Annotated in this window: 16 protein-coding genes; 6 read left to right on the top strand and 10 right to left on the bottom strand. The window is 61.1% G+C overall.

Features of this window, described 5'->3' with window-relative positions; genetic code table 11:
- The first annotated feature begins 160 nt into the window (after window positions 1-160).
- Window positions 161-928, top strand: a complete 768-nt coding sequence (locus ACTQYB_RS06635) for an SIR2 family NAD-dependent protein deacylase (protein ID WP_033506905.1) — start codon at window positions 161-163, stop codon at window positions 926-928.
- A 125-nt stretch (window positions 929-1,053) separates the two neighbouring features.
- Here ACTQYB_RS06635 and ilvA read toward each other — a convergent pair whose 3' ends face one another.
- From ilvA to ACTQYB_RS06660, 5 genes are all read right to left on the bottom strand, one after another.
- Window positions 1,054-2,319, bottom strand: a complete 1,266-nt coding sequence (gene ilvA / locus ACTQYB_RS06640; RefSeq protein ID WP_321046671.1) for a threonine ammonia-lyase — start codon at window positions 2,317-2,319, stop codon at window positions 1,054-1,056.
- 134 nt (window positions 2,320-2,453) lie between these two features.
- The gene (locus tag ACTQYB_RS06645) at window positions 2,454-4,280 is read right to left on the bottom strand and encodes a glycoside hydrolase family 13 protein (protein ID WP_441482274.1); all 1,827 of its coding nucleotides are present in this window, start codon (window positions 4,278-4,280) and stop codon (window positions 2,454-2,456) included.
- Window positions 4,281-4,712: 432 nt separating this feature from the next.
- A complete protein-coding gene (locus ACTQYB_RS06650) occupies window positions 4,713-5,546 on the bottom strand; it encodes a carbohydrate ABC transporter permease (RefSeq protein WP_015451317.1) in 834 nt (277 codons plus the stop codon).
- A gap of 44 nt (window positions 5,547-5,590) precedes the next feature.
- On the bottom strand, window positions 5,591-6,529 hold the full coding sequence (locus ACTQYB_RS06655) for a carbohydrate ABC transporter permease (RefSeq protein ID WP_015451318.1): 939 nt from the start codon (window positions 6,527-6,529) through the stop codon (window positions 5,591-5,593).
- A gap of 33 nt (window positions 6,530-6,562) precedes the next feature.
- Entirely contained in the window at window positions 6,563-7,852 is a 1,290-nt protein-coding gene (locus ACTQYB_RS06660) for an ABC transporter substrate-binding protein (protein WP_441482273.1), read from the bottom strand.
- A gap of 233 nt (window positions 7,853-8,085) precedes the next feature.
- Between ACTQYB_RS06660 and ACTQYB_RS06665 the strand changes: the two genes are divergently transcribed.
- Window positions 8,086-9,327, top strand: a complete 1,242-nt coding sequence (locus ACTQYB_RS06665) for an ROK family transcriptional regulator (RefSeq protein WP_441482272.1) — start codon at window positions 8,086-8,088, stop codon at window positions 9,325-9,327.
- Between the two features lie 467 nt (window positions 9,328-9,794).
- On the opposite strand, the gene ACTQYB_RS06670 is transcribed toward ACTQYB_RS06665, so the two are convergent.
- Entirely contained in the window at window positions 9,795-10,694 is a 900-nt protein-coding gene (locus ACTQYB_RS06670; protein ID WP_441482271.1) for a DUF5067 domain-containing protein, read from the bottom strand.
- A gap of 141 nt (window positions 10,695-10,835) precedes the next feature.
- Here ACTQYB_RS06670 and ACTQYB_RS06675 point away from each other — a divergent pair, with 141 nt between their 5' ends.
- Complete coding sequence (locus ACTQYB_RS06675; protein WP_441482270.1) at window positions 10,836-12,554, top strand: sensor histidine kinase; 1,719 nt, start codon at window positions 10,836-10,838, stop codon at window positions 12,552-12,554.
- A 60-nt stretch (window positions 12,555-12,614) separates the two neighbouring features.
- Window positions 12,615-13,322 (top strand): response regulator transcription factor, encoded by a 708-nt coding sequence (locus tag ACTQYB_RS06680; protein ID WP_441482269.1) that lies wholly within the window; start codon window positions 12,615-12,617, stop codon window positions 13,320-13,322.
- A gap of 34 nt (window positions 13,323-13,356) precedes the next feature.
- On the opposite strand, the gene ACTQYB_RS06685 is transcribed toward ACTQYB_RS06680, so the two are convergent.
- Window positions 13,357-14,202 carry a sulfite exporter TauE/SafE family protein gene (locus ACTQYB_RS06685; protein ID WP_441482268.1) on the bottom strand — a complete coding sequence of 282 codons (846 nt, stop codon included), beginning with the start codon at window positions 14,200-14,202 and terminating at the stop codon, window positions 13,357-13,359.
- A 321-nt stretch (window positions 14,203-14,523) separates the two neighbouring features.
- On the opposite strand from ACTQYB_RS06685, the gene ACTQYB_RS06690 reads away from it, so the two are divergent.
- Window positions 14,524-16,737 (top strand): alpha-galactosidase, encoded by a 2,214-nt coding sequence (locus ACTQYB_RS06690; RefSeq protein WP_441482267.1) that lies wholly within the window; start codon window positions 14,524-14,526, stop codon window positions 16,735-16,737.
- Between the two features lie 80 nt (window positions 16,738-16,817).
- Here ACTQYB_RS06690 and ACTQYB_RS06695 read toward each other — a convergent pair whose 3' ends face one another.
- Window positions 16,818-17,300, bottom strand: coding sequence for a nucleoside deaminase (locus tag ACTQYB_RS06695; protein ID WP_441482266.1), 483 nt, complete (start codon window positions 17,298-17,300; stop codon window positions 16,818-16,820).
- Between the two features lie 255 nt (window positions 17,301-17,555).
- On the opposite strand from ACTQYB_RS06695, the gene ACTQYB_RS06700 reads away from it, so the two are divergent.
- A complete protein-coding gene (locus ACTQYB_RS06700) occupies window positions 17,556-19,634 on the top strand; it encodes a cation:proton antiporter (RefSeq protein ID WP_441482265.1) in 2,079 nt (692 codons plus the stop codon).
- An 84-nt stretch (window positions 19,635-19,718) separates the two neighbouring features.
- On the opposite strand, the gene ACTQYB_RS06705 is transcribed toward ACTQYB_RS06700, so the two are convergent.
- Both ACTQYB_RS06705 and ACTQYB_RS06710 read right to left on the bottom strand, forming a co-directional pair.
- Window positions 19,719-20,459 carry an alpha/beta hydrolase gene (locus ACTQYB_RS06705; RefSeq protein WP_441482264.1) on the bottom strand — a complete coding sequence of 247 codons (741 nt, stop codon included), beginning with the start codon at window positions 20,457-20,459 and terminating at the stop codon, window positions 19,719-19,721.
- A gap of 67 nt (window positions 20,460-20,526) precedes the next feature.
- Window positions 20,527-21,852 carry a hypothetical protein gene (locus ACTQYB_RS06710; RefSeq protein WP_441495917.1) on the bottom strand — a complete coding sequence of 442 codons (1,326 nt, stop codon included), beginning with the start codon at window positions 21,850-21,852 and terminating at the stop codon, window positions 20,527-20,529.
- Window positions 21,853-21,914 lie beyond the last annotated feature (62 nt).

Raw genomic sequence — 21,914 nt, forward strand, 5'->3', positions numbered from 1 at the left:
ACAACATACACCACCAACACCACCCACGCAAACCAACCACCCAACCACCACCCAACAAACCCTACAAAACACAAGCAAACACCGGCGTGTCGAAAACACCACACACCACACCACAACAAACCCACCACAAACGGACATCACAGCGTGGTATTCCTGAGGTATGAGCAAAAAGATCGCAGTATTGACCGGCGCCGGCATCTCGACATCAGCCGGCATCCCAGATTTCCGCGGGCCCGACGGCGTGTGGACCAAACACCCCGAGCAGACCAAGGTCTACGACATCGACGCGTTCCTCACCAATCAGAAGGATCGCGAATATTCGTGGCGTTGGCAGAAAGAATCCCCCGTGTGGAACGCCCAGCCTGGCGCCGCACACAAGGCACTCGTCAAACTTGAGAAGGCGGGGCTCCTGACGCTCCTTGCTACGCAGAACTTTGATGCGCTGCACGAGAAGGCTGGAAATTCGCCGGATATCATCGTGAACCTGCACGGAACCATCGGCACGTCCCACTGCATGAAGTGCCACGCAAAATACGACACCGCAGACATTATGGCGCGCCTTGACGAGGAACCGGACCCGCACTGCCATCGCCGGCTCAAGTACCAGGGCGACATGCCGTGCAACGGCATTATCAAGACGGATGTCGTGTATTTCGGTGAGATGCTGCCGGACGGGGCGATGGAGAAATCGATGCGGCTGGTGTCTCAGGCCGACGAGTTCTGGGTGATCGGTTCGACACTTGAAGTGTTCCCGGCGGCATCACTCGCCCCGGTCGCCGCACAGGCCGGCGTGCCCGTCACCATCATGAATATGGGCAAAACGCAGTACGACAACATCGCCACGCGGCTGATTCATGAGGATATCGCCGTCGCGCTGCCGAAACTCGTGGACGAAACCATCGCCGAAGCGCAGGCGGATGAGCAGTAAGCACTGAAACTTGCGTTTGCGCCGCGCGGCAAGCAACCACGGCAACGGGCGAAGCATAACGGCCCCGGAACCTTGAGAATCCAAGGTTCCGGGGCCGTTGCCATACAGAGGCAGATGGCGGACCGTCAGTAGATGCGCTTGGGGTCGAAACCGGCCTGCTTCAACGCTTCGAGTACGCGGTCGATGTGGTCGGGGCCGTTCGTTTCGACGGTGACCCCGAGGGCGACTGCATTCGTGTAATGACCGGACGCCTTGAACTGGTCGTGGTCGAGGGCGATCACGTTGGCACGCTGCTCGGCCAGCACTTGAGCGACCTTGAGCAGCTGTCCCGGCAGATCTGGCAGCTCGACCTCGAAGTTCATGATGCGGCCGCGGGCAATCATGCCCTTCTGAATGACCGCGCCGATGGTGACGGTATCGATGTTGCCGCCCGACATGATCGGGACGACGACATGCGGACCGGGAGCGGACGCGAACTTGCGCGAACGCAGGTTCAGATGTTCCAATGCGGCGAGCGACACCGCACCTGCGGCTTCGACGACGAGCTTGTGCTTCTCGAGCATCAGGAGGATCATCTCGTTGATATCACGTTCGGACACGGTGATTAGGTCGTCCAGGAATTCGTTGAGCAGTGCGAAAGTCAGGTCGCCCGGGCGCTTGACGGCAACGCCTTCCGCCGAGGTGACCACCTTGTCGGCGGGAACCACGCGGCCGGCGGCGAACGAATTCTTGAACGCCGGAGAACCCTCAGGAATCGCGCCAATCACGCGGACTTCGGGCTTGAAGGTCTTGACGGCGAGCGCCACGCCGGCGCCCAGACCGCCACCGCCGAGCGGCACGACGATATCGGTGACATTCGGGACATCTTCGAGGATTTCCATGGCGATGGTGCCTTGGCCGCAGATGACCTCGTAATCGTCGAAGGGCGGCACGTAGATCATGCCCTGCTCGTCGCTCAGCTTCTGGGCGTACGCGGCGGCTTCGTCGAACACATCACCGTGCAGGACGACGTCGGCGCCGTAGGCTTTGGTGGCGTCAACCTTGAGTGGCGGGGTGATGGTTGGCATGCAGATGGTGGCTTTTGCGCCACGCTCGCGGGCGGCGTAGGCGACACCCTGCGCATGGTTGCCGGCGGATGCGGTGACGATGCCGCGAGCCAGCTGGTCCTCGGACAGGGAGGCGATCTTGTTGTAGGCGCCGCGAATCTTGAAGGAACCGGTAACTTGCAGGTTCTCCGGCTTGAGAAGAATCTGGTGTCCGGTCATGTCGGACAGCACCGGGGAGGCAATAACCTCCGTGTGCTTGGCCGTGCCTTTGAGCCGCTGGGCGGCCTTCTTCAATTCAGCGGCATGATCGCGCTGCAGTGCTTTGAGAACCTCGTTTTGTTCCATGATCGATATTGTAGGACGGTCGAGGCACAAGCATGTCGCCGCGTCTCGCACATTGGAGTAGGCCGCTGGCTGCCGCATGAGTGGCGAACGGGTTCCCACGCGGCAGCCACAAACCCTCCCGGGCTGGACCCGGCTTACAGCCGGACCGTCACCGCCTCCCACGGGGACAGCGTGCGTGCAGCCAGTGAATCGGCGGAATGCTGCGGATCATAGGATGTCAGCACGATGTCGGGCGACTGGTTAGCGGCTGCGGCGAGCGAGGCTGCGGTGTCATCCGGAATGCGGGCGTCTTTCCCGGACAGGTTCACGGCGACCAGCAGCCGCTCATCGCCCAGCGAGCGCGTGAACGCGTACACCTGCGGGTCGGATTCGTCGAGCAGACGCCAGTCGCCTGCGGATACGACCGGGTCGTCGTGGCGCAGTGCGATCAGCTGCTTGAAGAAGGAGAACACCGAATCCGGATCATCCTGCTGGGCTTGCGCGTTGACCGTCGTATGGTTCGGATTGACGCTGATCCACGGTTCTTTGGGGGCGTCGGCGGCGGTGAACCCGGCGTAAGTCGAATCGTCCCATTGCATCGGTGTGCGGGCGTTGTCACGGCTGCGCTTGGCGAGCGCGTCCATCATCGATTCGGCGGACTGGATATGCGCCTGCTCGACACGCTGGTGGAACATGTTCAGGGATTCAAGGTCGCGATACTGGTCGAGCCGGGTGAAATGCGCGTTCGTCATGCCAAGCTCCTCACCCTCGTAAATGTAGGGGGTACCGCGATGCATGTGCAGCAGCATCGCCAGCGCTTTAGCGGAGTGGACACGGTTCTCCTCCGTGGAGTCATCGCCCCAACGGGACACGACGCGCGGCTGGTCGTGGTTGTCGAAGAACAGGCTCACCCATCCCTTCTTCGCGACAGCATCCTGCTGAGCTGCGAGTGTGCGCTTCAACTTCGGGACATCCAACGGGGTTGGGTTCCACTTCGTGCCGTTCTCACAATCGATATCCACGTGGTCGAACATGAACAGCATATCCAGTTCACGGGCGGCAGGATCAGTAATCTGCTCGTTGCGCTGCGCAGCCACACCCGGCGCCTCGCCAACAGTGAGATATCCTTCACGGCCGTCGAACACCTCACGATGCATTTCCTTAAGGAACTCGTCGAGGCGCGGACCATCGGAGCAGAACGGGAACGGGGACGAGTAGCCGTCGGGGCCGGCGGGATAATCCTCAATCTGGCTGCCAGGTTCGCCCGGAAGCTTGCCGTTGGGGTCGACGCGCTTGGAAATCTGCGTGATGACGTCCATACGGAAACCGTCGATACCACGGTCGAGCCACCAGTTCATCATCTGGTAGACCGCCTGACGCACCTGCGGGTTCTCCCAGTTGAGGTCAGGCTGCTTCGGGGAATACTGGTGGAAGAAATACTCGCCGCGCTTGGGGTCATACTGCCATGCGGAACCGCCAAAATACGAGCCCCAACGGTTCGGTTCGGCACCCGGCGTGCCCGGCTCATGGCCGGGACGGGCGGGACGCCACCAATACCAGTCGGCGTGCGGGTCGTTCTTGTCGCGGCTCGCTTGGAACCACGCGTGCTCGTCGGAAGTATGGTTGACGACCAGATCCATCACGATTTTCAGGCCACGCTGATGTGCTTGCGCGAGCAGTTCATCCATATCGTCAAGCGTGCCGAACATCGGATCGATGCTCTGGTAATCCGCGATATCGTAACCGTTGTCGTCCTGCGGGGACTTGTAGACCGGGCTCAGCCACAGCACGTCAACGCCCAGGTCGGCGAGGTAATCCAAGCGGCGGGTGATGCCCTTGATATCGCCGAGGCCATCGCCATCGGTGTCTTGGAAGCTACGCGGGTAAATCTGGTACACCACGGCGTTCGCCCACCACGGGCTGGTGGACGCCCCATTCGTGCGGACACCGGCGGGAAGGGCCGGACGATTGAAATTGGTCATGGCAAGCTCCTTTGCTGTCTGGTGTTGTTTTGCTGGAATTATCGTACGATGCACACGTTTTCATTCCTATTGCTGGCGTGCCGGGTGCGTGGGGAAAGATATTCGGGCGGGGTCGCAGGCGGAATCACGCGGTTGGCGACCAGGCGGTTGCACGGCGGGCAGATAGCCCAAGCAAGACACAGGAAACCAGCTACACTCGGCAGCTGTGCAACTGGGTAGTCACACAGTGGGCAGATAGGTCGGTAACGACGGCGAGGGCCAGTAAACGGCCGGCATGCGACTGGGTGGTTGCATCGGGCGAGGAAAAACAGACCGAGGGGCCTGTGAATGTGCATCACAGGCCCCTCGGCGGGAGAGAACAGATGGATGGAAGTGGATGGGGAGAGTAGGAAGGCGGCAGGCTTCCCTTACCCCCCCCCCCTGGGCTTTCCGTTACTTCACGGCGCCCCTCATCACGCCGCTGACAACCCAGCGCTGGGCGAAGACGTAGACGATCAGAATCGGGGCCATCGCCATCAGGTAGCTGGAGAACGCCATCGGGTAGTTGGTCGCGAACTGCGAGCTGAACACGTACTGGGCGAGCGGAATCGTCTGGTTGGACTGGTCCGTCAGCACAATCAGCGGCAGCAGGAAGTCGTTCCAGGCCCACAGCGCGGTCAGGATGCCGATCGTCGCGTTGATCGGGCTCATCAGCGGGAAGATGATCTTCCAGAAGATCTTCCACGTGCTCGCGCCGTCCACACGCGCCGCCTCTTCAAGCGACGGCGGAATCGAGCGGATGAAACCGGTCGCAATGAACAGGTTCGTGCCCAGGCCGAGCGTCATGTACAGCAGAATCAGACCGAACTGGTTGTCCAGATGCCAGGCGCCCATCTGCTTGGCGATCGGCAGCATCACCACCGGGAACGGCACGAACATCGCGGCGATGAAGAAGTAGTACAGGAAGCGGAAGAAGCGCTTGTCCATGTTGCGGGCGACGGCGTACGCCACGAAGGTGTTCGTCAGCAGCGTGAGCACCACCGCGGCCACCGTGATGATCGCGGAATTCAGCGCTGCCCGCGGATAATCGACCTTCGCCGAAGCATCTGCGAAATTATGCCACTGCCAGGATGTCGGCAGGCTGAAGGTGCCCGCCTCGGCCGGTGTCTTCAACGCCGTGACGATGGTGAAATACAGCGGGACCAGCACGGTCAGCGACAGCACCACGGTCAGTGCGGTCAGCCACCAATTAATCCGATGATCCTTGTGGAATGTCTTGTCTTTCATGATGTTCCTTTCCCCTCTGTCAGTCGGGCTTCAGCGCACGGCTGTCAGATCTGCTCCTTGCTTCTCGAGAATCCGAGCTGGATGAACGCGACAATCGCGAGGACGATGAAGAAGATCACCGCATTGGCTGTCTGATAGGCGTATTCACCGCCGGTCAGGCCACCCTTCCAGATGAGGTAGGTCACGGTTTCGGTGGAGGAATTCGGGCCGCCTTCCGTCAACGCGACCACCTGGTCGAAGGTGCCCAGCGCGTTCTTGAGCGACAGCACGAGATTGATGGTCACGAACGGTCCAATCAGCGGGAAGGTAATCTTCCAGAACTTCTGCCACGCATTCACGCCATCAATCGACGCGGCCTCGTAGATTTCGTCGTCAATGGTCTGCAAACCGGCGATGTACAGCAGCGTGGAGTAGGCGACGCCCTGCCACACGGCGAGGAACACCACAGGGACCCATGCGTACTGTTCGCTGGTCAGCATCGATTCGGACAGCCAGCCGATACCCAGCGCCTTGCCAAGCGCGGGAAGCGGCGTCATGAAGATGTACTTGAACACGTAGCCGATGACCAGCGTGCCCAGAATGTACGGGATGAAGAAGATCGCGCGGAATCCGTTCTTGAACGCGATCTTGCTGTTCAGCAGCACCGCCAGGAACATCGAGATCAGGTTGATCAGCACCGTGATGATGATGGCGATGAAGAAGGTGAACAGGTAGGCGTGGCCGACGCGGTCATCGCTGAACAACGCCTGGTAGTTGCGCAGGCCGACCCATTTGAAGTTGCCGTAGCCTTGTGAGTTCGTGAACGAGTAGCCGATGCCGCGAATGAACGGGACATACAGGAACACCGCGAAGATAATCGCCGCGGGGACGGTCATCCAGTAGTAGGCGCGGTCGACCTTGCGCTTGGAGAACGCGGTCTTGCGCTTCTTTGCCGGCTTGTCCGACGCCGCCGGCTGCTTCGACGATACGACTGTTGCAGACATGCTATTTCCTTTCTCCGTGTCCGATTACTCGACTTACTCGACCGTGCGAGCTTGGACCTTGTCCCATTCCTTCTGCATCGAGTTGATGAAGCGGGGGACGTTGCCGCTGATCACCATGGTCTGCAGGTAGCCGCCGATGTTGATGGACGACGGGATGTAGTGGTCGCAGAAGTCAACCACGTCGTTGCTTTCGAAGAACGGGCGGACGCCTTCCAGCGCCTTGTTGCCGAAGTAGGTGTCCTTGAGCGGGGAAATAGCGGACTGGGCCTTCGCGTAGGCGTTCAGCTGCTTCTTGCTCATCAGGAACTTGATGAACTTCATGGCTTCCTTCGGGTGCTTGGTGTTGGCGCCCATTGTGAGCATCACGTCATCGCCTGCGGTGAGCTTCTGCTCCTTGACGTTGTTGCTGGCCGGCATCTGCGCGAACCCGAGGTCGATATCGGGGTTGATCATCGTAATCTGCGGGATCGCATACGTGCCGAGCGGGATAATCGCCGCCGTGCCCTTCGCGAAGTTCTGGGTGGCCTCCTGATAGGTGACACCCTTGTCGGACGTCGAATAGGAGTACATTTCGACTTCCTTCTTCGCGGTTTCGGTCCAGATCGTCTTGAAGTCGGTCTTGCCTTCCTTCAGTTTCGTGTACTCGGATTCCGGGACGAGCGTACCGGCGAGCGAGGCGAGCGGCGCCTGGGTGGTCCACGCGTCCGCGACACTGGCTTGCACCGGGTTGATACCCGCAGCCTTGAATTTCTTCAGCATGGCAATAAATTCGTTCCAGGTCTTGGGCGGATTGTTCGGATCAACACCGGCCTTACGCCACAGCGTCTTGTTGTAGATGTAGCCGGATGCGTTGCCGGAGAACGGCAGGCCATAGAGGCGCTTCTTCGCCGGGTCGGTGGTCTGTACCAAGTTCTTGGCGATTTGGACCATACCAGGGTTGAGTTCGTCAACAATCGGATCGTCAGTGAAATCATGGAACACGCCGGAGGCGGCGAACATGCCGAAGCTGATATCGCCGTTAAACGTGATGACATCCGGAACACGGTTCTTTACGAACCGGGTGCGCAAATCAGTCTGCGCGTTCGCGGAATTATTGATGTTGATGCGGATGTTCGGATTCTCCTTCTCGAACTCCTGAACCATCTTCTTGAACTGGTCAGCGGCCTCGGACTTGAACTGGAAGAAATCCAACGTCACCGTCTGCGCGTTCGACGCTCCACACCCGGCGGCACCGAGCCCCATCACCGCAACGCATGCCACGGTGAGGGCACGGCGAAGTACCGACCTGAGCGTTCCGCGTCCTGAATGGGAATCCGTCTTCATGAAGACTCCTTTGCCTCTTCCGTGCCGCAGCGTCCTCGCCGCGGCTTTGTTTGTGTTTCTAAGTATACGTGGACATGGATTTCATTCCCAGTCCCGCGCGCCTCTTGCATAAGGAAAGAAAAACACGGTATTTTTATGTATTGAGAAAGAAAATACAAGATACCAGATGCGAGGCAATGAGAACAGGGTTGTATCCTCGCACGCCGGCGACGGCACATCAGCAAGGAGCGGCGATGACAGCATATGCGACAGATGCGCGGAAATCCGCGGAATCAGACGATGACAACGGGCAGACAACGGACGTCCAATGGTTCACCGGCTCCCCGCAAACCCATCGGGTGACCCGCGCCATCGCACAATACGGGCCCATCGCGCGCACGACCCTGGCTCAACTTCTCGGACTGTCACAAGGGGCGTTGTCGCGCATCACCAGCGACCTGATCTACGAAGGTGTCATCGAGGAACTTCCCGGTGACACCACAGAACAAGGCAGACTCCCGCAAGGCTTCATACCGAAAGAATCACGCGAAAAACGTGGCCGCCCGCAGACCAATCTGCGGTTGCGCGCCGGCGAGCGCACTTTCCTCGGCATCAATATCCACGGCTCCGAGGTGAGTATTGTGGCTGTGAACGCGCTGTGCCGGCCGGTCGGTCCATGCCGCACGGTGACGCTTGAATCCACCAAGCCGCAGGATGTCGCCGCGACCATCGGCACGGCGATCCGCAAATACCGTTCAGACGTCACGCCAAGCCCGGTTGCCGTAGGGCTGAGCTTCGGCGGGCATGCGGAAGACGACCGGTATGTGACGTACGCTCCCTTCCTGCATTGGGACGGGCGGGTCGATGCCGCCGGGGCGATTGAGCAGGCGGGCGGGCTGCCCACAGCGGTGTTTAACGACCTCGATTCGCTGTTGCTGTATGAAAGCTGGTTCGGCGCCGGCATCGGCGTGCGACGGTTCGCTGTGGTCACGATAGGTGCGGGCGTCGGGTACTCGCTCGCCGAGGACGGCATGCCTGTGGACTACCCTGATAAAAGCTATGGGCTGGCCGGGCATATCCTCGTGGACCCCGAAGGGCCACGCTGTTACGCGGGTCACACCGGCTGCTCGCAATGCCTGACCAATGATTCTCTGGCCGAAGAGTATTCAGACATGGTGGGACATATGGTCACCTTCGACCAATTCGCCGCCGACGCACAGGAAGGGACCGCGCAGGCACGGCAGCTACTCAACCGCCTGTGCTTCCGGCTCGGCGTGCTGGTATCCACGGTCGCGAACTTCGCCATGCCGTCGAAAGTGCTGATCAGTGGGGAATCATCATTCCTCGCGAAAATGAACCAAGAATCGATTCGCAGCGGCATCAACTGGTATCGCCCCAGCCAGGCGGCGACCGTCGACTTCGAAATTCTCGACTTCTCTTGGGAAAGCTGGGCGAAAGCCGCGGCCGCACGGGCGATCGCGCGGTATATCGGGTGAGTGGAACATGACAGCGTGAGCCCTCAATGCCTCTCTCTTTCCCACCCCCAATCATTCCCTGCTCGTCCTATACAACCTGTTGTGTGAGGATTCGCTCACATAACGGGTTGTATAGGACGACCAAACAGGCGGAATCTGCGCTCTACCACGCACTTTGTGAGCCAATCCTCACAAAGTGAGCATCTCAGACTGCCGAACCAGCAACCCGCGACGCCCTGCCGCGCAGTTTGCGAGCCAATCCTCCCATCAAGACGCCCAAACGTACCGGATTGTCCGATTCAGCGCCATTCACCCGCCGGTTTGTGAGCGAATCCTCACAAAGTGATACTCGGACAACCCCGAATCACCTCTCGGGGCGTTGGTGGTGGCCGGTTTGTGAGCGAATCCTCACATCAAGACGGGGCCGCACAACCGACATGCCGCCGGCCGCACAGCCCCGAACCACACTCGGCAACCGCCCGTATCAGCTACTGCAACTGGTACGTGTGCGAGACCTTGGCGCCCGAGAAGTCAAGGGTGCCACTCACTTCAACATCCACAGGCGAATCATCCTGAAGCACGTAGCCAACGCTCACCTGCTGGGTGGCACCGGGCTGAATCTCCTGAAGGCTGGCGTTGGAATCATAGCCGGCCGGCGCTTCCGTATAGATCGCCATGTCAAGCTCCTTGCCGTTTTGGAAGGCCTTCGCCGACGTTGCCACCGAGAACACTTGGTTCTTGTCGGTGTTATTCGTCCACTCGTAGGTCACCAGCACGGTCGGCTGGCCGTTATAGTCGGCCCCGGACTTGGCGGCAGACACGATCTTGACATGAAGCTTGCCAAGATCGCCCTCGGTATCCTGCGCCCCAGACGCCGCCGCGGAGGAAGATGAATCACCACTGTCCTTCTTCGCGCCAGACGAGGCAGACTGGGATGTGGTGGAAGACGTGCCGAGCGCATCATCGAGCGCCTTGCCTGTCGCCTGCTGCATCACCAGTGTGACCACCATCGCGAGAACCGTCAAGATGACCGCGGCAATCGCAAGTCCCCTGCCGCGACGCTTGCCGCCCCGCTTGGTCGCGACCAAACCGATAATGCCGAGCACCAAACCGATGATGCCGAGAATGAACGCGACATTGTTGATAATCGGGATAAAACTGAAGATGATACCAATAATGCCGAGGACCAGACCTGCGACCGCGCTGGCACTCAGCTTGCGCGGACCGTCATCATCCGGGTCGCCGCCTGGCACAGGCTGCGGGTACACGGTGTTCGGCGGGAGCGCCCCGGGAGTCGCCGGCATCGTGGGTGCAGCTTGCGGCTGCGGTGAATATACGGTCTGGGGGCTGCCGTACGGCTGAGTCCCATACTGTTGGTTGTCGTCCATGTCATCCTCGCTTTTCTCTTCCGATCAGGACAATCCCCACGCTACGGGCTGGGAAGAGAAGCGGAAAGTGTACGACGGGCCGTGCCGATATGTCCGAAAGGACAATGGCGGCGCGACAATTCACTGAGTACAGTGGACGGCATGAGCGAAGCAGGAGGGCATCCGGGCGGCGAACCCGACAAGCAGATGGGTGCGGGGACCATCGGGTCATTGGGGACAGCAGGAACCCCTCAGACACCTCGTGCTATGCCATCCGCACCAGTCGGGCATCAATCACCATATGGTTACGGCGGCTGCCTATCACAGGGCACGTTCCAAGGTGCATACCAGTACCGGCAGCCGTACACGACACAGCAACCCCGGCGGTTTCAGCAACCAGCGCAACCGGCGCAGCCTCAGCAACCGCAACCGTATATGTTGCAACACCCGTACACGACGCCCCGCCAACAAGCCGGAAGAACCGATACCGGCGCATCGGGCAACGGGAAAACCCGCCGCATCACCATCACAACGGTGATGCTCGCATGTGCGATTGTCTGCGGAATCGTGCAACCGGCGTTCATCTACGAAGGTATGTCCGCATGGCACAACGATATCGGCATGTTCTGGTCGTTGATCGGGCTGGCCGCCGGCGCCGCACTACCCTTCCTGCTGCGCAACCGCGACAAGAAACCGGAATTCGTTTGCCTGATCACCGCGATAATAACCATCTGCCTGCCAATCAGCCCGCTCACCACACTTATGGCACAAAGCGCGCTGATTGCTCGTCGCGACCCGGATCGCCGCATCTACGGACTCATCGCGCTCAGCAGCGCGGCAACCGTCATCTCCCGCCTGCGCGATGCCTTGATGCCAGCCGAATACTCCATCATCGGCACCATGTTGTCCAGCACCAACGATCAAGGACACGTCGTCCACGCGGCAAGCCAACCAAGCATGCTGTGGTCAGGCTTGATTCTCGCCGTGATATCCATCGCCATCGCGGTAATTGTCGGCGTGGCGAACCGCAACACTTCACGCGCGCGGCGAGCCCAACGGCAGGCAGCGCAACAGCAGAATCGCGCGCAGATGCTGCAATCCGACCTTGCTGATCAGCAACTGGCGGATGCCATCGCCACGGAGGCGCATGACACGCTTGCACACAGCCTGTCGCTCATAGCGGTCAACGCCTCTGCCCTGCAAGTGCAATGCGGGGCGCTTGAAGCCGGCAATATCACCGACCAGCAACTACACGACATCGCGCAACGCGCCGAAGATATCCGCAAGCAGGCGGCGGGGGCGCTGGACGAAGCGCACAGCATCATCGACCTGCTGCACAACCCTAACAAAGCCCGGCAAACGCTCGGACCGGACGATGCCACATCACTGTCGCGCGAGTCATTAAGCAGCTTGATCGCCGAGGCGAAAGCAGCGGGCGCGCACATCGACACTTGGATTGACATCCAGGACATGGGCGCTATCCACCCGGATATCGCCAAAATCGCCTATCGCACAGTCCAAGAGGGATTCACCAATGCGCGACGGCACGCCCCCGGACAGCCCATCGAGCTGGAGGTCACCTGCTCTGCCGAACGCGGCATTGGCGTGCATATCAGCAATCCGACCGGCATGCAGGCGCAGGGAGATACCGCCGACAACAGGAACGGAAACACGAACGGCACTGGCATCGAAAACACAGCCGGCAACGAGCCGGGCAGCACACCAGCAGGCGGCAACGGCTTGCGCGGCATCCGCCAACGCGTGGTGGCATCCGGCGGTACGTGTACATGGGGAACCGACCAGCGCGGCGTCTTCCACCTTGATGTGGCACTTCCCTCGGCAGATGCCCGGCGGCAGGCGTCCGAGGCAGACCCCCGGTAACAGACACCGCACACTGAACGGCAAGATCGCCGGCATCAGCGTCTCCGGTATCATGGAGCCGTGCGGACGCAAGAGAAGATCGAACAACCTGATGATACGGTGGCGGGCGACGATGCCCCGATCACCGTGGTCATCGCCGACGACGACCCCATGATTTGCCAGACCATGGCGTTGATTCTGCAGGACTATTCCCACGGTCGAATCCGCGTCCTCGACACGTGCGCGGACGGCATGCAGGCCGTTGCCGCCACCGAACGCGACCATCCAGACGTCGTCCTTATGGACATCGACATGCCCGCCATGGACGGGATCGAAGCCACCGACCGCGTGCGACGCGTCAGCCCGGGCACGCACGTATTGATCCTCACCTCGCTCAGCCCGCAACGCACGGTGGAACGCGCCGTGGAAATGGGTGCGGAAGGCTTCATTTCCAAAACCGACGCACCGCAAACCATCATCGAACGCATCATCGCCGTATGCCTAGGCGAGCCGCAATTCAATCAGGCCGCGCAACGCCAGCTACTGGACGATATGGCGAGCGCACGGTTCAATGCCCGCGAGGACGGAGCGAAACGCATGCTCGACAGCTTGCCCGAGCGGGAGCGGGAAACCGTAATCCTGGCCGCGCAAGGCATGAGCAATCAGGAAATCGCCGAACGGATGTTCATATCCGAACGCACAGTAAAAGCGCATTTGTCCAGCGCCAGCGAACGCCTGAGCATGAACCGGGTGCAGCTGGCGAGGCTGGTGGAGCGGGCCGGACGGTAAGCGTGGATGGCAAACGTCGTCTGTGGCACCGCTATCAACGCCAGGATTCGCGGCGCGGGAGGCGCTTTGCCAAGGCTGGGGTCACGTTCACGGCGGCCCAGACGGAACGCACGCAAATCACGCACAGATAGATGGCGAACAGATTGGCTCCCATACGAGCGCTGATCGAGCCGGCGATCCACGTGCCGGCGGGCGTCAGGCATGCCGCGACCACGCCGATGATCAGGCCGTCACGCAGGTTGACCAGGCCGCGCCGGACATTCGCGACGCTGCCTGCGATGGCATTCGGAATCATCATGAGCAGTGACGAGCCGCGGGCCACCAGGTCGCTCGCGCCGAACGCCAGCGACAAGGCCGGTACGACAATCGCCCCGCCACCGATGCCAAGCAGGCCAGACAATGTGCCCACGAACACGCCGAGCAGCATCAGCAGAACACCGGTCAGAAATGTCATGTGAATCGTGCCGTCACGCGACGGCGTCCCGACAATCTGTGAGACAATCACAAAGACCAGGAACGTGGCGAACGCCCAGCGCAACACCATTTCTGGCAATCGTGAGAGCAGCCAGCTGCCAAGCTGCGATCCGACGATTGTGCCGCAGGCGAGCAGCAGCGCGGCGATCCAGTCCACATGTCCGGATTGCGCGTACGAAATCACGCCGGCGATGGCGGTCGGAATGATTGCGGCGAGCGAGGTGGCAACCGCATGGCGTTGTGTCAACCCTAGCCAGACCAATGCCGGTACGATGATCGTTCCGCCGCCGATGCCGAATAGGCCGGACATCAGGCCCGACAGCACACCCACCATCGCCAGCACCACCACACGACGAACAAGACTGCCCCCGAGTGCATCATGATCCTGTGTGCCGGAATACGCCATAGGTGCCCTTTCCCGCTTTCCTGCCTTCTCGCGCGCATGAATGCGACACGGTCGGCACCAACTGTAGCGCGCCCGACAGCCGCGCAACGTCCTCGTTCCATGTCAATCTCCTGACACCTGCATTTCTTCATCGTTAGCGTTTCTTCAGCGTTCGCGAAAATCCTGTTTTTCTTGCGCAATGCACACGACACGCGTCCTGAGACAAGGAAAACGCGAGCACATACCATACAACTAACAATGCAGGAGCGGCGCGGCCAGCATACACGCGCCGGCTCCGGCACAGCGAAGGACAACGACAGACCCTACGACCAAAGGAGTGCAATGACGCGCATCACCATCATCCCCGGAACAGCGAACGACGGCACTGACCTGACTGCGGTGTACACGGAGAACGCCGCTGCCAACGTGGCGTTCGCACTGATTTTCCCAGGCAAGGCCCTCCCCCGGTTCGTCCATTGGGGGCGCCCACTGACGCACCCGGAAACCCTCGTGCACCTGTATGACGCACTCAAACCGCAACGCGTGTCCGGCGCATTGGACAACACCGCATGGCCGAGCATTCTGCCCACGCAGTCTGAATCGTGGATCGGCGCGCAACGCATCGATATCCGCCGTGACGGGCGCGAACTGTTCTGCAACTTCGCCGTCACCGCTATCAGCCCTGCCGCAGGAGACAACGAGGGTGCCTCCATCATCAGCGTCGACGCACAGGACGCCGACCAGCAGGTCGCTCTGCAGTGGACCTGCGAACTGACCGATTCCGGCCTAATCCGCCAATCTGCCACCATCACCAATCTCGGGGACGGCATCTTGGACGTCAACGGTGTTGAACTCGGGTATCCGATGCCTCAACAGGCGGTGGAAATCCTCACCACCACCGGCCACCATCTGCGTGAGCGCTCACCGCAGCGCCAGCCGCTCACCGTCGGCCGCTTCGAAAAGCTTTCGATGGCCGGGCGCCCTGATTTCGACGCATCCCTGCTTCTGACCGCCGGCGCCCCCGGATTCGGCTTCGAGCACGGCGACGTGTATTCCGTGCATGTGGGTTGGAGCGGCAATAGCGTGCTGTCCGCGGAACGTCTGCCCTACACGCAGGGTGTGATTGGCGGCGGCGAGAAGCTGTTCGGCGGCGAAATCACACTGGAGCATGGCGGCCAGTACACCACACCGTGGGTGTATGGCGCGTTCGGCACTGGGCTGAACGAGGTCGCCCACCGCTTCCACGAGTTCGTGCGTGCGCAGCACCCGAATCTCGCCAATAAGCCGCGTCCGGTCATCCTCAACACGTGGGAGGCCGTCTATTTCCAGCATGATTATGACACGCTTGTCCGACTCGCGGACAAGGCCGTGGACAGCGGTGTGGAGCGGTTCGTCGTGGATGACGGCTGGTTCGGCGCCCGGCGCGATGACACCGCCGGCCTCGGCGACTGGCAGGTCTCACAGGACGTGTGGCCCGACGGCGCAAAAAGCCTCAAGGCCTTGGCCGACTACGTGCACAGCAAGGGCATGGAGTTCGGCCTGTGGTTCGAGCCGGAGATGGTCAACCCGGATTCCGACATGTTCCGCAACCACCCGGACTGGGTTCTGCGCCCCACCCCCGGCCGCCTGCCGATGCAGGGCCGCTCCCAGCAAGTCGTCGATCTGACCAATCCGGATGCGTATGACTACGTGTTCGGCGCGATGAATCATCTGGTCGGCGAACTGGGCATCGACTACATCAAGTGGGACCACAACAAGCTCGTTACCGAAGCGGTGTCGCCGCGTACCGGCAAACCGGCGGTGCATGAGCAGACGCTTGCCGTATACCGGATTTTCCGTGATCTGAAACTCGCGCATCCCGGGCTCGAAATCGAAAGCTGCTCGTCCGGTGGCGGTCGCGTCGATCTGGGCATCCTACGCTACGCCGACCGCATCTGGGCATCCGACTGCGTCGATCCCGTGGAACGCGCCGATATCCAGCGCTATACGTCATTGTTGGTGCCGCCCGAGATGATCGGTGAGCATGTGGGCGCCAGCCCGGCGCATTCGACACACCGTGCGACCAGCCAAGACCTGCGTATGGATATGGCGTTCTTCGGGCATATGGGCATCGAATGGAATCTGCTCAAGGAGTCGCAGGAGGACCTGGACAAACTGGCCGCGTGGGTGCGCGCATACAAGGAGCATCGCGCTATGTTCGAAACCGGGACGGCAGTGCATGCGGATACTGCGGATCCGGCAGTGCGCCTGGACGGCATCGTCAGCGCCGACCGCTCACACGCCGTGTACCGTTTCACGCAGCTGACCACATCGCAGACCTACCCGGCGGCGCCGGTCGATCTTCCCGGACTCGACGCGGATGCCGTGTACCAGGTCAAGCCGCTGTCGGTCAGCCTTGATCTCGGCGCCGACGGCATCGGCAACGGTCAGTCCGCACTCGGCTGGTGGACCGCCGACGGTGTGACATTGCCTGCGGTCGCGCTTGAAACCTACGGTCTGCGTCCACCGAGCCTGCACCCCGCGCAAGCCGTGCTGTTCGAGGCCGTGCGGGTGTGACTTCGCACGTCATGTCACATGCGTGCGTTTGAGGTGCACGCATGTGACATGACGTGATATCTCAGCCGAGACGGTCCAATTCACCGCCTGAGGCTGAAGAAATCCGCAAGCAGACGTGCGCACTCGTCCTCGCATACTCCCCCATACACTTCAGGGAATGAGCCGACATGCGGATCGCGCGGGATATCCCACACTGAACCGCATGCGCCCAATTTGGCATCCCACGCACCGAACACGATACGCCCGATATGGGTTTGCAGGCACGCTCCGGCACACATCGGACATGGTTCCAAGGTGACAACCAGTGTGCAATCGGCAAGATTCCAGTTCCCCAAGGTCTTAGCGGCTTGACGCATTGCCTCGACCTCGGCGTGGGCCAACGGGTCGCCGCCGCGCTCGCGCAGGTTGCGGCCACGACCAATGACAGCGCCGTCAGCGCCGATGACCACCGCCCCGACCGGCACCTCCCCCTCACGCGCAGCCTCGCGCGCAAGACCCAGCGCCAGCCGCATCGACCCGTCCAGCGTCTCGCTTACCGTTGCATGACTTCCCGTTTCCGCCATATCAGCCAGTCTAGCGGCAAGCTTCGCGCACTAGCCACCTGTCCAATCTGCGTGCCGCCTATCTCCAGTTGATACGCAATCAGCGCACGGTCTGCCTACAGTCAGTCCACAACTATTCCTCAGCACGCAGCGAACAGAATTCATCTGTGCCCGGTACGCTGGAAGTATTCGTGCGTGCCATGCGGCAACCCCAAACGGCAACGCAACGCACCACAGCCCATGCCCACTGCTTACCAGTCCAAGGAAGGCGGCATCATGACGGAACTGACCCTCGTCCTGTGCATTGTCGGCGCGGTTGTGGTGTCTTCGTTCCTCAGCCGGTTCATTCCCAAAGTGTCCACGCCGCTCGTGCAGATTGTGCTCGGTGCGCTGGCTTCGCGACTGCCGTTCTTTCCGGACGCTACGTTGGATCCGGAACTGTTCATGGTGCTGTTCATCGCTCCGCTACTCTATCTTGAGGCACGCAGCATCGATAAAACAGCATTGCTGAAGAACCTGAAACTATCGCTGTCGCTGGCCATCGGCCTGGCAATCGCCACCATGGTCGCCGTAGGCTATGTGACCCATGCCGCGTGGCCCGCCGTACCGCTTGCGGCCGCCTTTGCGTTGGGTGCGGCCCTCGGTCCGACTGACGCGGTAGCCGTAGCGTCCTTGAGCCATGAAGCCACGCTGAGTGAACGGCAGCGTGGGATCCTTAAAGGCGAATCCTTGTTCAATGACGCTTCCGGCATTGTCGGCTTCCAGTTTTCGATTCTCGCCGCAATCACCGGCACATTCTCCATCGGGGCGGCCGCCGGGGAGTTCGCGGTCTCGTTCTTTGGCGGAACTGTGCTCGGCTTGATGTTCGGCGTGTTCGCCAACTGGCTGTTCGGATTGATGCGATCCTTCGGCTGGGAAACCACCACGTCACGCATCTTGATGGAACTGTTCCTGCCGTTCCTGCTGTATTTGGGCGCCGAAGCGATCGGCGTATCCGGCATTCTGACCGTGGTCGCGGCCGGACTCATTGCACGCTATGACCGCAGTGGGGTCGGCCCGAATGTCGCCCGCACTAACATTGTGTCCTCCAGCGTGTGGGCGGTGCTGTCGTTCGCGTTGAACGGTTCCGTGTTCATCATGCTGGGCATGATGCTGCCGGACGTGCTGGGCACCACATGGGCCGACCCCACAGAAAGCAACACCATGCTGCTGGGAATCATCGTGCTGGTGTCCACCGTAGTGGTCGTAATGCGGTTCGTGTGGGTGGCCGCCATGTTGCGCATCGCCCGCGACCAGCGCACCGGGCAACGGCGGCGGATGACCCCGGAACGGTGGCGTTCCGCCGCGATCATGACCTTCGGCGGGCCGAAAGGCACCATCACCCTGTCTCTGATGTTCACCATCCCGTACACCATCGCCGCAGGCGCTGATTTCCCGATGCGCGACGAACTGATATTCGTGGCCGCCGGCGTCATCATCGTGACGCTGCTGCTGGCGAACTTCCTGCTGCCGCTGCTCGCGCCCACCCACCTGCACAGCACCAAGGAGATGGACGACATCACCGTGGAAGTGCTGCGCCAGACCGTGGAGGAGCTCGCCCGCCGCGTCACTCCGGAGAACCGACGGGCGGTGCTCGCGGTCATCGACTCATACACCAAGCGCATCACCCGGCTCAAGCACCACATCGGCAGCGCCGACCCGCAAGGCTTCGAAGCCCTGCAAATCGAGGCATTGCAATGGGAGAAAGACTTCCTCAAGCAGCGAATCATCGACCTGAAAAACGAGGAACCCGCAACCCCGGCGGCAACACACCAGCGCGACCTGCATATCGAAGCCTGCGAGCGCATGCTCGACCAGTTGATGACCACGTTGCGCCATGCGACAGCAGGGTCAAGAAATTCGCAGGCGGTATCGCAGATTCGCGGCCGGTTCCGCGCGCTGCAACGCCGGGTATCCCTGTTGGCGCGGCGGATTTACGGCAAAATTCTGCGCACGGCACCGCTGATGAGCGAGGATGAAATCTACGCTGCCGTTCGCGGCACCCAGCTTGAGGCGATTCATGTGGTAATCGGCAAGCTGTATGAGCAGATGCATGCGGGCACCTACAATACCGAGGATTGTTCGGCGCTGATCCTTGATTATCAGCGTGCCGAGGCTTCCCTGCGCAATCGGCCGAATATGGAGCGCAGCGCGGAGACCATCAACGAGGTGGAGGATGTCAAGCGCGACAGTTACGCGATCGAGCTGGGCATCATCCAGGACCTGTTCGAGGACGGGCGGATTAATCGCGCCCAGTTGAGGCAGCTGCGTCGCAACGTGTATGTGATGCAGGTGGATGCGGACTCCGGTGTGTGAGCCAATCCTCACATAACGGCGCTCGTCGCATGGCACAGTGGCCCGTTCGCCGAGCGCCCACGATCCCGCGCCAGCACGCACCGTTCACAGCATGCCGGACGTGATGTTGTGCAGCATCAGCCACTGGCGCAGGTCGTTGAACTCCTGCAGGCTCACCGCGTGATCAAGCCCGCGGTAGCTTTTCTCCGTCAGCCAGGTGTGCTCCTCCAGCCAGGCGGACATCGCGTGGATCTCATACGCGGGAATCACGGTGTCGGCCTGACCGTAACCGAAGAAGGTCGGGATCTGCAGGTCGGCGAGTCGGTCATCCGCGGGAGCGGTGCCCGGAACCTGCGCTGGGGCGAGGAAACCGGACAGCGAAATCGAGGCACGGTACCGTTCCGGATGTACGCGCAGCAAGTGAATCGCAAGCAATCCGCCTTGGGAGAAGCCGATCGGCACCACGTCACGTTCTGCGGGGATATGCTCCGACACCCACGCGTCAATCGCGTTGGCGGCGGCGAAGGCGTCACGGTCGAGATCTTCGCCGGTCGGCACGCAATCGTGGAACCACGTGTAGGCACCCGGAATCGACTCTCGCTCCTCCTGCAAGACGAGCGGCGCACGCAGCGACACGAAATCGTTGTAGGGAGCCACGTAGCGCATCATATCCGCCAGATCCTGCTCGTTCGACCCCCAGCCGTGCAGGCACAGCAGCATCGGACGATTGGGCTGCGCGTTGCCGCCTCCGCGCGACCATTGGGCTTCACGCACCTGCATCGGTTCGCCGAACCGCCCCGGCACTACGTTCGATTCACGACCCACCAGCTGCGAAGATTCACTCATATCGCCCAATATACCCGCGAATTGTCCGCGACTATCCGTTGGCGGCATCATATCCGGGAGACAACGCTCACTGCACGGCGCTGATGGCGCCGCCCCACTGGTCGTGCAGGGCTTCGATGTCGGATTTCTGGCCGAAGGCGATCCAGCGTTCGCCGCTGAGAATACGCCATTCGCCCTGGGCGCGCGAGTCGGTGGAGTAGCTGTCCAGCGTGGACGAGATCTTCGACGTGATTGCGCTGCGGTACATGGATGCGGCCGACGCGCTGTCGAAGGTGACGAACGCCATCCGCGTGGTCTTGCATACCGCCACCGCGCTCATGCCGGGGTAACCGCTGACATCCATCGTCTGCCAGCCGTCGGAGCACCGCTCGGTTGCTTCCTCGATGCCGGATTCCATGCGTGACGTACTGTTCACGGGAGCGTTATCGCGTCCAGACGCCTTAATGATGCCGTCAGGGAAGAAGTTGCCGACCACCAGTGCGCTGGCGATCAACACGCCAGCCAAGGCGGTCAGCACGATGGCGGCAGTACCCGCATGACCGCCCTTGCGCCGTTTCGAATCCGCCACGCGGGCGGCGACGACGAGAATGATGGCCAGAACCGCGAACACGCAGCCAATCGCGGTGTAAGCGGATACGGGCAATACCGCCAGTTGAGACAGCTTGCCGGGAGCGACCGCACGCAATGCCGCGCACGAGGCCGCGGCGAGGGACAACAGTGAGCTCAGCGCCGCGCCGCCGGCAATCCAGCGTTCCGCGGCAATCGGCTTGCGTTGGCGCTTGGGCTTGGGTGCCGCCAAAGCGTGCGGGTCACGCCCTTCGCCGGCGCGGAATTCATGTTCATGCACCGCTGGTTCGCCCGCATGACCAGGGTAATTGTCACTATCGCGGTCGCTATCGGCCGGGTTATTTCGCAGATTCGATCGCTCGCCGAAGTCGGAACCGGCACCAGCAGCGTTGGCGGCACCCGCCTGCGTTTGCTCCGAATGCACAGACTGTTGCGAGGAGCCAGCCGTCGCCTCCTGCCGCTCGACAGGTGACATTCCAACCGCATACACCGCCGACGCCTGCGGCGACAACGATGACCCATCGGCCTCGCGTTGCAATTTTGCCATCACATCGCCATCCGGCTGCGGGGACGCCTGGGCGCGGTCATACAGGCCATTCCAAGGATGAAGAGGGTCCTGCCACGGATCGTCATCAGCATAGTCGTCATCAGCATTGAAATTGTCGTTGTTCTGGCGGAATGCATCCTCCCCCGACGTGCTAGATGCCTTCGCCATGGCCTGCCGTGATCGGGCAATCTCGTTTCCTGTGGTTTTCGGCATTCCCAAGGCCTCTGAAGCCGCAGAAGTCCCGGAATCGATGGGTAACGCCTTTCCGTCGTCTGTCATCATGCCCTCATTCACGTTTCAGCCATACATACGCAATACACGCAACAGCAATTATCGTTCAT

It is taken from the genome of Bifidobacterium sp. LCP19S3_E9 (genome assembly GCF_052121135.1).
Taxonomy (GTDB): Bacteria; Actinomycetota; Actinomycetes; order Actinomycetales; family Bifidobacteriaceae; genus Bifidobacterium; species Bifidobacterium thermacidophilum.

Excerpts from the sequence above, each read along its gene's own strand:
- ACTQYB_RS06700 (WP_441482265.1), top strand. The coding sequence starts at position 17,556 with ATGACGGAACTGACCCTCGTCCTGTGCATTGTCGGCGCGGTTGTGGTG.
- ACTQYB_RS06690 (WP_441482267.1), top strand. The coding sequence starts at position 14,524 with ATGACGCGCATCACCATCATCCCCGGAACAGCGAACGACGGCACTGAC.
- ACTQYB_RS06665 (WP_441482272.1), top strand. The coding sequence starts at position 8,086 with ATGACAGCATATGCGACAGATGCGCGGAAATCCGCGGAATCAGACGAT.
- ACTQYB_RS06655 (WP_015451318.1), bottom strand. The coding sequence starts at position 6,529 with ATGTCTGCAACAGTCGTATCGTCGAAGCAGCCGGCGGCGTCGGACAAG.
- ACTQYB_RS06660 (WP_441482273.1), bottom strand. The coding sequence starts at position 7,852 with ATGAAGACGGATTCCCATTCAGGACGCGGAACGCTCAGGTCGGTACTT.
- ACTQYB_RS06710 (WP_441495917.1), bottom strand. The coding sequence starts at position 21,852 with ATGACAGACGACGGAAAGGCGTTACCCATCGATTCCGGGACTTCTGCG.
- ACTQYB_RS06705 (WP_441482264.1), bottom strand. The coding sequence starts at position 20,459 with ATGAGTGAATCTTCGCAGCTGGTGGGTCGTGAATCGAACGTAGTGCCG.
- ACTQYB_RS06635 (WP_033506905.1), top strand. The coding sequence starts at position 161 with ATGAGCAAAAAGATCGCAGTATTGACCGGCGCCGGCATCTCGACATCA.
- ACTQYB_RS06645 (WP_441482274.1), bottom strand. The coding sequence starts at position 4,280 with ATGACCAATTTCAATCGTCCGGCCCTTCCCGCCGGTGTCCGCACGAAT.
- ACTQYB_RS06695 (WP_441482266.1), bottom strand. The coding sequence starts at position 17,300 with ATGGCGGAAACGGGAAGTCATGCAACGGTAAGCGAGACGCTGGACGGG.
- ilvA (WP_321046671.1), bottom strand. The coding sequence starts at position 2,319 with ATGGAACAAAACGAGGTTCTCAAAGCACTGCAGCGCGATCATGCCGCT.
- ACTQYB_RS06650 (WP_015451317.1), bottom strand. The coding sequence starts at position 5,546 with ATGAAAGACAAGACATTCCACAAGGATCATCGGATTAATTGGTGGCTG.
- ACTQYB_RS06685 (WP_441482268.1), bottom strand. The coding sequence starts at position 14,202 with ATGGCGTATTCCGGCACACAGGATCATGATGCACTCGGGGGCAGTCTT.
- ACTQYB_RS06675 (WP_441482270.1), top strand. The coding sequence starts at position 10,836 with ATGAGCGAAGCAGGAGGGCATCCGGGCGGCGAACCCGACAAGCAGATG.
- ACTQYB_RS06670 (WP_441482271.1), bottom strand. The coding sequence starts at position 10,694 with ATGGACGACAACCAACAGTATGGGACTCAGCCGTACGGCAGCCCCCAG.